The organism is Amycolatopsis circi (genome assembly GCF_003385235.1).
Classification (GTDB): Bacteria; Actinomycetota; Actinomycetes; order Mycobacteriales; family Pseudonocardiaceae; genus Amycolatopsis; species Amycolatopsis circi.
Genome location: NZ_PQIA01000066.1, coordinates 12,279 through 24,805, shown reverse-complemented (window position 1 = coordinate 24,805; position 12,527 = coordinate 12,279). Strand labels below are relative to the sequence as shown.

At 68.2% G+C, this 12,527-nt stretch carries 10 protein-coding genes; 1 reads left to right on the top strand and 9 read right to left on the bottom strand.

The window, feature by feature from the left end; translation table 11 throughout:
- Positions 1-16: 16 nt before the first annotated feature.
- Both D0D37_RS25690 and lanKC read right to left on the bottom strand, forming a co-directional pair.
- On the bottom strand, positions 17-145 hold the full coding sequence (locus D0D37_RS25690; RefSeq protein WP_116203144.1) for a SapB/AmfS family lanthipeptide: 129 nt from the start codon (positions 143-145) through the stop codon (positions 17-19).
- Positions 146-149: 4 nt separating this feature from the next.
- Positions 150-2,732: a class III lanthionine synthetase LanKC gene (gene lanKC / locus D0D37_RS25685; RefSeq protein ID WP_116203143.1), complete on the bottom strand. Its 2,583-nt coding sequence runs from the start codon at positions 2,730-2,732 to the stop codon at positions 150-152.
- Positions 2,733-3,339: 607 nt separating this feature from the next.
- Here lanKC and D0D37_RS25680 point away from each other — a divergent pair.
- Positions 3,340-4,302 carry an AfsR/SARP family transcriptional regulator gene (locus D0D37_RS25680; RefSeq protein WP_162834470.1) on the top strand — a complete coding sequence of 321 codons (963 nt, stop codon included), beginning with the start codon at positions 3,340-3,342 and terminating at the stop codon, positions 4,300-4,302.
- Between the two features lie 210 nt (positions 4,303-4,512).
- Here the strand turns inward: D0D37_RS25680 and D0D37_RS25675 are convergent, their stop codons facing one another.
- From D0D37_RS25675 to araA, 7 genes are all read right to left on the bottom strand, one after another.
- Positions 4,513-5,691: a hypothetical protein gene (locus D0D37_RS25675; protein ID WP_116203140.1), complete on the bottom strand. Its 1,179-nt coding sequence runs from the start codon at positions 5,689-5,691 to the stop codon at positions 4,513-4,515.
- Positions 5,692-5,729: 38 nt separating this feature from the next.
- Complete coding sequence (locus D0D37_RS25670) at positions 5,730-6,116, bottom strand: hypothetical protein (protein WP_116203138.1); 387 nt, start codon at positions 6,114-6,116, stop codon at positions 5,730-5,732.
- Positions 6,113-6,652, bottom strand: coding sequence for a SigE family RNA polymerase sigma factor (locus tag D0D37_RS25665; RefSeq protein WP_244223676.1), 540 nt, complete (start codon positions 6,650-6,652; stop codon positions 6,113-6,115). The genes D0D37_RS25670 and D0D37_RS25665 overlap by 4 nt, the downstream gene beginning before the upstream one ends.
- 471 nt (positions 6,653-7,123) lie before the next feature.
- Positions 7,124-8,365 (bottom strand): multiple monosaccharide ABC transporter permease, encoded by a 1,242-nt coding sequence (mmsB, locus tag D0D37_RS25660; protein ID WP_116203135.1) that lies wholly within the window; start codon positions 8,363-8,365, stop codon positions 7,124-7,126.
- The gene (gene mmsA / locus D0D37_RS25655; RefSeq protein ID WP_116203133.1) at positions 8,362-9,882 is read right to left on the bottom strand and encodes a multiple monosaccharide ABC transporter ATP-binding protein; all 1,521 of its coding nucleotides are present in this window, start codon (positions 9,880-9,882) and stop codon (positions 8,362-8,364) included. The genes mmsB and mmsA overlap by 4 nt, the downstream gene beginning before the upstream one ends.
- Positions 9,879-10,985 carry a multiple monosaccharide ABC transporter substrate-binding protein gene (chvE, locus tag D0D37_RS25650; RefSeq protein ID WP_116203132.1) on the bottom strand — a complete coding sequence of 369 codons (1,107 nt, stop codon included), beginning with the start codon at positions 10,983-10,985 and terminating at the stop codon, positions 9,879-9,881. Before chvE ends, mmsA begins: the two co-directional genes overlap by 4 nt.
- A gap of 17 nt (positions 10,986-11,002) precedes the next feature.
- On the bottom strand, positions 11,003-12,508 hold the full coding sequence (gene araA, locus D0D37_RS25645) for an L-arabinose isomerase (protein ID WP_116203131.1): 1,506 nt from the start codon (positions 12,506-12,508) through the stop codon (positions 11,003-11,005).
- Between the last annotated feature and the right edge of the window lie 19 nt (positions 12,509-12,527).

The window sequence follows — 12,527 nt, the reverse complement described above, 5'->3', positions numbered from 1 at the left end:
CAGGACCCGTCGAGCGTCAGTGGCAGAGCAACAGGCTCACGTTGCTCGGCGTGTGCGACGCGCAGCCCAGAACGGTCAGCGTGGAACCGCCGCCCCCGCCCTTGCCGCCGGGAGCCTCCATGCCCTGCAGGTCGAGAAGTGCCATGTGATTACACCTCCTTCGATTGATCGTCACTTGACGAATGCCCAGTGGCATCCGGGTTCTCGGGGCCGGCCAGGAACGGGAGCCGCACCGGTTGTTCGTGCAGCACCGAGCCGAGCGCGAACAGCACGCCCGCCGTCCCGGTCGCGAAATCCATCGACAGGCGCAACAACTGGTCGCCGGGGAACGCGAGCCCGTCTCCGCAGGGCACCGCATGCCAGCCCAAACCCCGGGCCAAAGCGTCCACTCCGGACGGTTCGGCGGCCAGGAGCATCCCGGCCCGGCCGGTGTAAAGGCCGGACTGCACGAAGTAGGCGCTCCGGGTGACCCCGCGCAGCCTGGCCAGCATTTCGCCGAGTTCTTCGTCCGGGCGGTGGCGCAGATAGCGTTCCAGCACCAGCGCGATCCCGACCGAGCCCTCGTCGAGGTAGGGCAGGGTCCGCCAGCCTTGGTCGACCTGCACAGTGCCGTCCTCGGCGCGGATGCAGCGGCGAAGGTCTTGGCGCAGCGCGATTTCCGCGCGATCGAGCAGGTCTAGGTCGCTCGTTTCTTCGTAGGCGTGCAGAAACAGCAACGCTGGTCCGGCCGATCCGAACATCAGCCCGGCCCGGGGATGGTCGCCGCCGCTGATTTCGGGGACGTCGGTCACGCCGCCCAGCCGGTCGGAGACTTGGTCGACCACCGACAGCGCGGGCTCGAGGCCGACGTCGGTCCGGAAGTGCAGGAGATTGAGCCCGATGCCGGCCAGCCCACTGTGCAAGCCGAGTTCGGCCGCGTCCGCGGGCATCGCGAGACAGCGTTCGACGATTCTCAGCGCGTCTTGCCGATGCCCCAGTTCCGCTAGGACATACGCGACACCGTGGAGGCCGTTGTAGAAGCCGATGGCGGCGCCGTCGGCCGGCGTCAACGCGTGTTTGCGCAGCCAGTCCTCGTGTTCGGGGAAGCGTCCCGCACCGGTGGCGGAGAGTGCGTACAGCACGCCAGCCGCGCCGTACGCGACACTGATGCCGCCTCCGGGCAGAAACTGCGCGATGTCGCCGGGAAAAAGGCGGTCGTCGCGGTCCGGCGTGGCGGACGCGAGGATCGAGGTTCGCAGCGCGGCCCGCACATCGTCCCAAGTGGACACTCCGGGCAGCGGAAGCCCGGTCATCCGGGACGGCCCCGGCTCCTCGCCCTCGATGATGCGCACGGACTCGTCCAGCGCGCCCGGCGGCAACGGGAAGACCTCGGCCGCGTATGCCGCGATCTGCCGGGCCTTGCCGGGGTCGAACCGCGTGGTGATGGTGGCCTGCGGAGCGAACATGCCCAGGTGCATGCAGGCGAGCGCGTACCGGTCCACCTCGGCGCCGAGCCGGTCGGCGGGCGCGGAGAACGCCGGGTGCGCGAGCGACGAGCGGGCGTCCTCTTCCGCCAGGGTGGCGACCTCGAAGTCGATCAGCACCAGCCGGCCCTCGGCCGTGACCAGGATGTTCTCCGGGTGCAAGTCGCCGAACACGACGCCGCGTCCGTGCAGCGCGTCCACGGCGGCGGAGACCTTGGCCAGCATGCCCAGCGCCCACTCGATGTACTCGGCCAGCTTCTCCGGCTCCGGATCGGGGTGGGTCAGGGGATAACGGTGCACCAGCAGGCGCTGCAACGGGTTGCCGTCGACGAACTCCTCGACGAGGAACTGATGTTCGCCCAGTTCGAAGCAGTCGAGTACCGCGGGCACCACGTCGAGCCCGGCGAGACGGGTCAGCATGTCGCGCTCGTGCCCGATCCGGGTCACTGCGTCGCGGCCGGCCACGTCGAGGCCCGCGTACGGCCGGCCCTCCTTGAGCACGACCTGGTCGCCGGTGCGAGTGTCCCGGCCGAGGTAAACGCCGCCGCCGTTGGAGAATTGCATCGCGCTCTCGATCGCGTACGGCAGATCCGCGGTGGTGACGGCCGCACGGGCGGCGAGGTGCGGCTCGAGGAACGACGGCAGCGGAATCCACGGCGGCAGCGCGAACGTGGGGCCGCGCACATCGGGCACCAGCGCACCCTCGGCGTTTTCGATGGCGAGTACGCGCTCGCCGTTCTCCGATACGCAGAAACGCTCGGTGAAGCCGCCGTACCGCACATACAGCGGCCCGTCGCCGTAGCGAAGATCGCTGAGGATGTACGGACCCGCCACCCCGTGAAGCAGGCCGTCCAGTTCGGCGAGCACGGCCTCGAAGCGGGTGTCCGAATCCGGGTAAATAGTGACCAGTTTTCCGCTCGATCCCCGGAATGCCGATTTGGCGTTGAACAGCACCACGACATTTCTGCTGCGCAAGAATTTGAAGGCAATACGGTTGCTTTCGCAGAATTCCCAGACCGTGTCCAGCACCCGTTCGGCGTCCTCCAGCCGGGACGACACATGGATCTTCCAGCCTTGTGCCGGAAGCGGCGCCTCCTCGGGCGCGTAGTACATCCAGGTGTCGCTGGACTCGTGTGCCCAACCGTGCGGAACCGTGCGCGCAGTAGCCGCGAAGTCCGTGCTTTCGCCGGCGTGACGGGTCGGCTGGTCGTAGAACAGCCGGTCGGCGAGGCAGTAGACCTCGTAGTTCGCCTCGTCCTGCGCCGTCATCCGAGCCACCTCTTCCGGCTGCGATTCGTGGACGGACGGAAGGTTAAGAAATGGGGTTTCCGGCCGGCTTAGCGTTCCCTTAAGGGCATTCGGCGGCGGTTAATCCGCGGCCCGCTGCTCCATTCGGGGGTGAATACCACGAATGGAGCAATTTCCTTTCCTGGGGTAACGGGGTGCGATTTTGAACGACTGGATGTGGGCAGACCAAGCACTCCCTCGACGAAGGGCGCGGATGAGCATCCGGCATACCCAGGACTTCGCGGAAGCGGCGGAATCGGTATCAGTCGTCCGCTGTGACGGCGGATTCCGGCCGGAGGAAAGCGGCGGGGGCCGGATAGCGGGCGCGGGCTCGGCAGGGGACGGGAAGACCGGGAGGCGGCCGCCGAGGCGGGGGAATGGTCTGAGCCACCTGCGGTCGCTTCGGCAATGGGGGGGTGCCGCCGGGTTTTCCGGCCACTTGTTGTCGGGAAGTCCTGGCGTTCGACGGGAAAAGACTAACAAGGCGAAGGCATTCCAGGTGAGATCAATGCGACTAAGCTTGCCTAACACCGCCTCGACGGATAGCCCGAAGGCATTCGCCGCACCCGGATCGGCAACCGGTGCGGACGTGCCGCGGCAAGGCGCCGAGACGCGAGGAGAGACCGGCCTCAGTCCGGAAGGCGCCGCGCTCGGCTGGGACGCCGCGACCGTCTCCATGCCCGGCCTCGCTGCCGGCGGCACCCTGGCCGTGGTGCCTGCGCACGGCCTCGATCCGGATGTCGAGTGCGGCGCGAACGGGCTTCGCTCGGCAACCGAAGCGCCGCACACCGTGGCGATCCACGCGCTGGGCAATTTCCGGGTCACCCGAAACGGCGTTGCCGTGCCGAGGACGGCGTGGCAGTCACGCAAGGCGCGAGACCTGTTGAAGGTCCTCGTTTCGCGCAGCAGGCCCGCGCCTCGAGACCAGCTGATGGAAGTCCTGTGGCCCGACGTCGATCCCGGCAAGTCCAGCAACCGGTTGTCGGTGCTGCTCAGCACCGTGCGACAGGTTCTGCAGCCGGTCAAAGACGATCCGCAGCCGTTGCGCACCGACGGCACGTCGGTCTGGCTGGACGCGAACCTGGTGAGCATTGATGTCGCGGAGTTCCGCCGGACCGCCGTTTCCGCGGTGGAAGCGCATCGCGCGGGCCGGACCGATGCTGTGGCCCTGATGTACCGGGCCGTCGGCCTCTACGCGGGCGACTTTCTCGAAGACGATCCGTATGCCGACTGGGCTCAGCACACGGTCGAAGAACTGCGCGCTTTGCATCAGGCGGTACTGCGCGCCCTGATCCACCACTGCCAGACCAGCGGCGACGTGGACGAGGTCGTCCGCCACACCTTGCGCCTCTTCGAGGACGACCCCTACGACGAGCAGGCGCACTTGAACCTGATCAAGGTGCTGATCACGGCGGGCCGGATCGGGGAAGCCCGCCGCCGCCACGAAATCTACCGGCGCGCTATGGCGGAGATCGGCGTCGAGCCCCGCGCGATGCCCGCTCTCCGGCCGCGGACCGCCGCGCTGCCTGCCTGGCCGCCTACGGCGTTGTGATCTTTTCCTGCGCCGAGGTCGCCGCCTCGTCCGATGCGCCCCTGCCCCGCAATGCCAGGGGGGTTGGCGAGGCCGGTGCGGGGTGTGCTGTCCGTGAGGGGAACCCTGAGGGACTCTGAGTCCCTCAGGGTTCCCCTCACGGACCTAATAGAACAGCCATGCGGGCGTCAATCGGGCGTTTAGGCGATCCTGAAGTCCTTTATGGCGGGGTCAGATGACGTAGCGCCAGCCGGTGAGGGAGTAGGCGCTGAACCAGCAGCCGAGGAAGACGAAGGCGGCCGTCGCGGCCACAGCGGTGCCTGGGCGGCGGGCGGCGAGACCGCGGGCGATCGGGAACAGCAGGATGAAACCGGGGATCAGGAAGCGCGGCTTGACGGTCGGAAGGCCCGCGGTGCCCACGACCAGCACCACGATCCCGGAGCCGTAGGCGGCAAGCGGCCACCACTGCGACAGCGGGCGCAGCGTCTTGGCCAGCAGGACGGCGAGCACGGCCGCGCCCAGCACGATGAAGACCGTCAACGTCTCCATCACCGAAGAACCGGATGCCAGTTTCTGCCAGGAGAATTCCGCCGCCTCGCGGCCTCCGTCGAAGCGGGTGCGCCAGTTGTCCCATTCGAGGTCGAACCAGCCGGTCGGGCTGCCGGTCCAGATCGCGACGTAGACCCACCAGCCGAGCAGACCGAGCGGGCACAGGACCGCGCAGATCATGGTCTTCCAGCGGTCGCGGGTGCGGAGGAAGGCGATCACCGCGGCGACGCCGACGACGGCGATGAGGACCGCCGCGGTCGAACGGGTGAGGCCCGCGCCCAGGCAGCACGCGGCGGCCAGCAGCCAGCGGCGCTCGACGACTCCGACGAGCGTCCAGGCGGCGAAGGCGGTGAACAGCGCTTCGGTGAAGACCATGGACTGCGTGATGGCGAGCGGTGCCCCGGCCCACAGCGCTACCAGCAGCAAACCGGTGCGCGTTCGGCCGTCGATCCGCTGTGCCAGCCGGAAGATCGCGGCCGCGGCGAGGCATCCGGCGACCGTGCTCACCAGCAGTCCGGCCAAAACGGTGCTGCCCAACGTGATCGGCGAGAGGACGCGGAGCAGCGTCGGGTACGCCGGGAAGAACGCGAGCGGCGTGTAGGGCGCGTAGTTCCCCGCCGCGTCGTACAGGCCGCGTGTGGTGCCGAAGTAGCCGTAGTCGGCGATGTCCAAGTAGAATTGTCCGTCCCAAGCCGTCAGTCGACCGATGAGGGGCTGGCCGGTCCTCGTGGCGAACAGCGCGAGCAGCGCGATGCTGAACACGCGGATGAACAGGTAGACGCCGATCGCCCGGACGTACGGGCGTTGGTGCCAGCGGGTCGCCGACGGGGTGAAGGCGGTTGGTTCGGCGAGTGTCGTCAAGAGGGTTCTTTCTTGTGGAGCGGGCACTGGCGGACCGGTCAGCGGTGGCTGGTGCTGGTCTGGTGGCTGCCAGTGGTCGTCGTGAGGTTCGGGGTGGTTCCGGGGGGCCTGCCGGGGGAACTGCTGCCGGGCGTCGGATCCGGGGTGCGGCCGGTGGTGCTGGGGGCTGGCAGGGTTCCGGTGGTCGGCGCGACAGCAGGCTGGACGATCTGCGGCGCGGTGGCCGGACTGGTTTGGCCTGCCATCGCTGTCACCAGGACTACGAGCAGTGCCGTCGTCAGGGCGCTCCCGCTGACCACGACGAGGTTCCGCCGCCGGCGTTGCTCGCGGCCTTTCGACAGCAGCTGCTCGGGATCCACGCCGGGCGGCGGCTCGTCCACCGGCCCGGCGAGCAGGATCACCGCGCGTGCTTCTTCGTCGTTCATGCCCGCCTCTCCTGGGACGCCAGGTGCCCGAGCTGACTGGGATCAAGGAGTTTGCGCAGGGTCGCCAGCCCGCGCGCGGACTGGCTCTTGACGGTTCCGGCCGTGCAGCCGAGAGCGGCCGCGGTCTCGTGGACGCTGAGGTCGTCCCAGAAACGCAGCACGAGGACCGCGCGTTGTTTCGGCGGGACGCCGTCGAGCGCCGCGCGCACGGAAAGCCGCTGGGCGTGGTCGGGCTCCGGTGCCGTGCTGACGTCCGGCAGCTCTGCGGAAAGATGCTCGCGCGACCGCCACTTCCGCCGGTTTTCGTTCAGGAACGCGCGCACGACCATCCGCCGGACGTAGGCGTCCAGCTCGCCCCGCCGGGACAGCCTCGGCCACACGCGGTAGAGCTTGAGGAAGGTGACCTGCAGCAGGTCGTCGGCCCGGTGCCAGTCTCCGCAGAGGACGAACGCGGTGGCGCGCAGGGAACCCGAGGACGCCGTGACGTACGCGACGAACTCGTCCTCCCACCACGCACCGCTCGGGTCTCGCTCCACACGGGGTACAGGCCTCGTGGTGCCGAGGAGGTTGCATGGGAGTGGAGTGACCCAGGTCATAGGAAGCGAGGCGAGAAGCGGCTCCACTGGTGTGTCCACAGTGGACTGACCGCTGACGTCGCGCGGTACGTCGACGCTTGCGAAAGGGGGAAGAGCCGTGCCAGAGGCTCAGTGAAGTGTCACATGGCACACTGGTGGAGCACGGTGAACCGGTCTTGGCGCGGCATCCAGGTCGCGATGGCTCAGGCCATTGTGGACGAAGCCGCGGCGGGTGGCCTGGTCGCGTACACCGAGGCGGACCGAGCGTTCCATGGTGGGAATGCCGGACTGGCCGAGAAACTCATGCGTACGCACATCGCGCACGTGAGGGAGTCGTGGGCCAGCGCCGAGCCGACGCGGCGGAAGCGGAGTTCTTCGCCCTGCGGCTCGCGGAGCCCCGGTGGGCGGCACCGAACCGCCGCCCACCGGAGGTCAGCGGGCGGCGGCTCCGGCGCGGCGTTTGGTCCAGATGTCGTAGGCGACCGCGGCCAGCAGGACCGCGCCCTTGACCAGCATGACGCGTTCGCTGGGCGCGCCGACCAGCGACATGCCGTTGTTGATCACCGCCATGATCAGGCCGCCGGTGATGGCTCCGACGACCTTGCCCACACCGCCTTGGACCGCGGCGCCGCCGATGAACGCGGCGGCGATGGCGTCTAGTTCGAAGTTGACGCCCGCGGTCGGTCCGGCCTGGTTGAGGCGGCCGGCGAAGATGATGCCGGCCAGGGCGGCCAGGACGCCCATGTTCACGAAAACCCAGAACGTCACGGATTTGACCTTGACCCCGGACAGGGTCGCGGCCTGCAGGTTCCCGCCGATGGCGTAGACATGCCTGCCGAACACGGACTTCCCGGCGACGAGGGAGTAGCCGAGCACGAGCACGGCGAGCAGGACGAGCACCCAGGGCAGATTGCGGAAGCGGGCCAGCTGCACGACGACGGCGAGCACGAGCGCGGCGGCGACGGCGATTTTCAGCACGAACAGCGGGAACGGGTCGACTTCCTGGCCGTAGCCGAGCCGTGCGGTGCGTTTGCGCCATTGGGTGAGCACGATTCCGGCGATCACGACCACGCCGGCCAGGAGACTGAAGAGGTCGGCGCCGCCGAGCGGGCCGAGGCCGATGTTGCCGAGGTAGCCGCCGGTGAAGCCGTTGGACAGGGTGCGGATGGCGTCCGGGAACGGGCCGATGCCCTGGTTGCCGAGCACGGTGAGAGTGAGCGCGCGGAAGGCGAGCATCCCGGCGAGGGTCACGATGAACGCGGGGATGCCGAAGTAGGCCACCCAATACCCCTGCCAAGCGCCGATCACCGCGCCGACGACGAGGGTGATCACGACAGCGAGCGGCCACGGCAGTCCGAGGTTGACCGTGAGGACCGCGGCGACCGCGCCGGTCATCGCGACGGCCGAGCCCGCGGACAGGTCGATGTGCCCGGAGATGATCACCAGGATCATCCCGACGGCGAGGATCAGCACGTAGGAGTTCTGCACGATGATGTTCGAGATGTTCTGCGGTTCGAGCAGCGCGCCGCCGGTGATGGCCTCGAACAGGACCACGATCAGCGCGAAGGCGACGTAGATGCCGCTTTGCCGCAGGTTGATCGAGATCCGCCGGGGGCTGCGCCCCGAGGGCGGGGCGGCCGGATCGGCGGGCCGCACCGGGTTCGTGGTGGTCATGGCCGTTCCTTCGTCATGTGTCGCATGAGCAGTTCCTGGGTGGCCTCGGCGCGGGCGACCTCGCCGGTGATCCGGCCGGCGGAAAGCGTGTAGATGCGGTCGCAGAGGCCGAGCAGTTCGGGGAGTTCGGAGGAGATCACGAGGACCGCTTTCCCTTGTGCGGCCATCTCGTTGACGATCGTGTAGATCTCGTATTTCGCGCCGACGTCGATGCCGCGGGTGGGCTCGTCGAGGATGAGCACGTCCGGGTCGGTGAAAATCCACTTGGCCAGCACGACTTTCTGCTGGTTCCCGCCGGACAGCTTGCCGGTGACGCTGCGCACCGACGGCGCCTTGATCCGCAGGTCTCGGTGGAAGCGCGCGGCGACGTCGTGTTCGGCGTGCTCGTCGATCCAGCCGCGGCGGGCCACGGTGCGCAGTCCGGCCGCGGTGGTGTTGCGCTGGATGTCGTCGATCAGGTTGAGCCCGTACAGTTTCCGGTCTTCGGTCGCGTAGGCGATGCCGTTGCGGATGGCGTCGCGGACGGACCGGAGGGTGATCTCCTTGCCGTCCTTGACCAGCCGTCCCGAGATGTTCGTGCCGTAGGAGCGGCCGAAGACGCTCATGGCGAGTTCGGTGCGGCCCGCGCCCATCAATCCGGCCAGGCCGACGATCTCGCCGCGGCGCAGCGTCAGGTTCGCCTCGTCCACCACGACCCGGCCGGGCTGGCTCGGGCTGTGCACGGTCCAGTCCTCGATCCGGAGCACCTCGTCGCCGATGTCCGGTTCCCTTGGCGGGAAACGGTGTTCGAGGTCGCGACCGACCATGCCGGTGATGATGCGTTCCTCGCTCAGCTCGGCGGCGTCGAGCGTTTCGATCGTCTTGCCGTCGCGCAGGATCGTGACGGTGTCGGCGATCGCGGTGACCTCGCCGAGCTTGTGCGAGATGATCACGCAGGTGACGCCGTCGTCGCGCAGTTCGCGCAGCAACGAGAGCAGATGCGCCGAGTCGTCGTCGTTGAGTGCGGCGGTCGGCTCGTCGAGGATGAGCAGTTTGACGCGCTTGGACAGGGCTTTGGCGATCTCGACCAGCTGCTGCTTGCCGACGCCGAGGTCGCGCACCGGCGTGACCGGGTTCTCCCGCAGCCCTACGCGGCGCAGCAGGTCGGCGGCCTCGTGGTTCGTCCGGTTCCAGTCGAGCCAGCCGCGCTTGGCCCGCTCGTTGCCGAGGAAGATGTTCTCGGCGACCGAAAGCTGCGGGCACAGCGCGAGTTCCTGGTGGATGATCACGATGCCGCGGCGTTCGCTGTCCCGGATGGACCCGAACGCGCAGTCCTCGCCGTCGAAGGTGATCTCGCCGTCGTAGCTGCCGTGCGGGTAAACGCCGGACAGGATCTTCATCAGCGTGGATTTCCCGGCGCCGTTCTCGCCGCAGACGGCGTGGATTTCCCCGCGCCGCACCGAGAGCGTGACGTCGGACAGCGCGGTGACGCCGGGGAAGGTCTTGGTGATCCCGCGCATGCCGAGCAGTTCGGTCATTTCAGCTGGCCCGCCGTGTAGTAACCGGAGTCGAGCAGTTCCTTCTGGTAATTGGACTTGTCGACCACGACCGGCTGCAGCAGCTGGGCCGGGACGACCTTCTTGCCGTTGTCGTAGTCGGTGGTGTTGTTGACCGCGGGCTTCTGTCCTTTGAGGACGGAGTCGGCCATTTTCACCGTGACGTCGGCGAGTTTGCGGGTGTCCTTGAAGACGGTGGAGTACTGCTCGCCCGCGATGATCGACTTGACCGAGGCGACTTCGGCGTCCTGTCCGGTGACCACCGGGTAGGGCTGTCCGGCCGAGCCGTAGCCGTTGCTCTTGAGCGCGGACAGGATGCCGATCGACAGGCCGTCATAAGGCGAGAGCACGCCTTGGACCTTCGCACCGCCGCCGTAGGTCTTGGTGAGCAGGTCTTCCATGCGCCGCTGCGCGGTGGCCGGGTCCCAGCGCAGGATCGCGGTGGTGGCGAAGGCGGTCTGGCCGCTCTTTACGACCAGTTTCTTGCTGTCGATCAGCGGTTTGAGCACGGACATGGCGCCGTTGAAGAAGAACGTCGCGTTGTTGTCGTCGGGCGAACCGCCGAACAATTCGATGTTGAACGGCCCGGGCCCGTCGCCGAGGCCCTTGACCAGCGAGTTCGCCTGTTCGACCCCGACCTTGAAATTGTCGAAGGTGGCGTAGTAGTCGACGGCGGGCGAATTGCGGATGAGCCGGTCGTAGGCGATCACCGGGACCTTGCGGTCGGCGGCCTCCTGCAGCTGGGTGGTGAGCGCGGTGCCGTCGATCGAGGCGACGACCAGCAGCTTCGCGCCCTTGGTCAGCTGGTTCTCGATCTGGTTGACCTGGGTGGGGATGTCGTTCTCGGCGTACTGCAGGTCGACCTGGTAGCCGAGCTTTTCCAGCGCGGCCTTGATGTTGTCGCCGTCGTGGATCCAGCGTTCGGACGATTTGGTCGGCATCGTCACGCCGACCAGCGCGCCCGCGGACCCGCCTGCCTGCTGGTCGACGGTTTTCGCGCTGGACCCGCAGGCGGCGACGCCGAACGCGAGCACGGCGGCCCCGGCCGCCGCGGCGACGGTGCGGATTCCTCGAGTGAACCTCATTGTTCGTTCTCCTTCTTTCAGAAACCCTGGGCGAGCCGGTGGTAGGCCTGGTTCCAGCGGATGCGGTCGGCGAAGTCCGCCGTGGTGGTGTTCTCGTCGATGAGGAGCAGTTCGACGTCGAGCATGCGGGCGAAATCCCGCACGGTCTCAGTGCCGACCGCCTGGGTGAGCACGGTGTGGTGCGGTCCGCCCGCGGTGATCCACGATTCCGCGGAGGCAGTGAGCGACGGCGCGGGCTTCCACACGGCGCGGGCCACTGGCAGGTTGGGCAGCGGCTCGTCGGGCCGGACGACCTCGATCTCGTTGGCCACCAACCGGAACCGGTCGCCGAGGTCGACTAGGCCCACCACGGCGCCCCGGCCGGGCGCGGCGTCGAAGACCAGCCGCACCGGATCCTCGCGGCCGCCGATGCCGAGCGGGTGGATCTCGCACGACGGCGTGGCCGCGGCGATGCTGGGGCAGACCTCGAGCATGTGCGCGCCGAGGATTTTCGGTTCGCCCGGGCCAAAATGGTAAGTGTAATCCTCCATAAAGGACGTTCCGCGGTCCGAGTCGCGGCCCATCGCTTTCACCGCGGCCAGCAGCGCGGACGTCTTCCAGTCGCCCTCGCCGCCGAAGCCGTAGCCGTCGGCCATCAGCCGCTGCACCGCCAGTCCCGGAAGCTGGCGAAGTCCGCCGAGATCCTCGAAGTTCGTGGTGAACGCGCCGAATCCGCCGTCGGCGAGGAAAGACCGCAAGCCGAGTTCGATCCGCGCGGCATACCGCAGCGATTCGTGCCGTTCGCCGTCGCGCGCCAGTTCCGGGGCGAGCGCGTACTCGTCCGCGTACTGCGCGACCAGGCCGTCGACGTCCACGTCGGACGACGCGTCGACCCGCTCGGCGAGTTCGGTGACCCCGTAGGTGTTGACCGAGACGCCGAACCGCAGTTCAGCCTCGACCTTGTCGCCTTCGGTGACCGCGACGTCGCGCATGTTGTCGCCGAACCGGGCCAGTTTCAGTGTCCGCAGATGTGCCGCGCCGATCGCCGCGCGCGCCCACGCGTCGATCCGGGCGACCACTGCCGGGTCGGCCGCGTGCCCGGCGACGGTCTTGCGCGGAATCCCGAGCCGGGTCTGGACGAAGCCGAACTCCCGGTCGCCGTGCGCGGCCTGGTTGAGGTTCATGTAGTCCATGTCGAGACTGGCCCACGGCAGCGTCGCGTCGAGCTGAGTGTGCAAGTGCAGCAACGGTTTGCGCAGGGCGTCCAGGCCGCTGATCCACATCTTCGCCGGGCTGAACGTGTGCATCCACGCCAGCACGCCGACGCAGGCTAAGTCGGCGTTGGCCTCCTGCAGCACCTGCTTGATCCCGGCGGATTCGGTCAGCACCGGTTTCCCGACCAGTTCGCACGGCAGGTCGCCGGAAGCGGCCAGCAGCTGCCGGATCCGCAGCGACTGCCCGGCGACCTGTTCGAGGGTGTCCTCGCCGTAGAGCGCCTGGCTGCCGGTGAGGAACCACACCTGCGGCTTGGTCGCGGAAATCATCTTTTCTCCTTGCTGGGAC

Coding starts and splice junctions, on each gene's coding strand:
- D0D37_RS25690 (WP_116203144.1), bottom strand. CDS start 145: ATGGCACTTCTCGACCTGCAGGGCATGGAGGCTCCCGGCGGCAAGGGC.
- lanKC (WP_116203143.1), bottom strand. CDS start 2,732: ATGACGGCGCAGGACGAGGCGAACTACGAGGTCTACTGCCTCGCCGAC.
- D0D37_RS25670 (WP_116203138.1), bottom strand. CDS start 6,116: ATGAACGACGAAGAAGCACGCGCGGTGATCCTGCTCGCCGGGCCGGTG.
- mmsB (WP_116203135.1), bottom strand. CDS start 8,365: ATGACCACCACGAACCCGGTGCGGCCCGCCGATCCGGCCGCCCCGCCC.
- mmsA (WP_116203133.1), bottom strand. CDS start 9,882: ATGACCGAACTGCTCGGCATGCGCGGGATCACCAAGACCTTCCCCGGC.
- chvE (WP_116203132.1), bottom strand. CDS start 10,985: ATGAGGTTCACTCGAGGAATCCGCACCGTCGCCGCGGCGGCCGGGGCC.
- araA (WP_116203131.1), bottom strand. CDS start 12,508: ATGATTTCCGCGACCAAGCCGCAGGTGTGGTTCCTCACCGGCAGCCAG.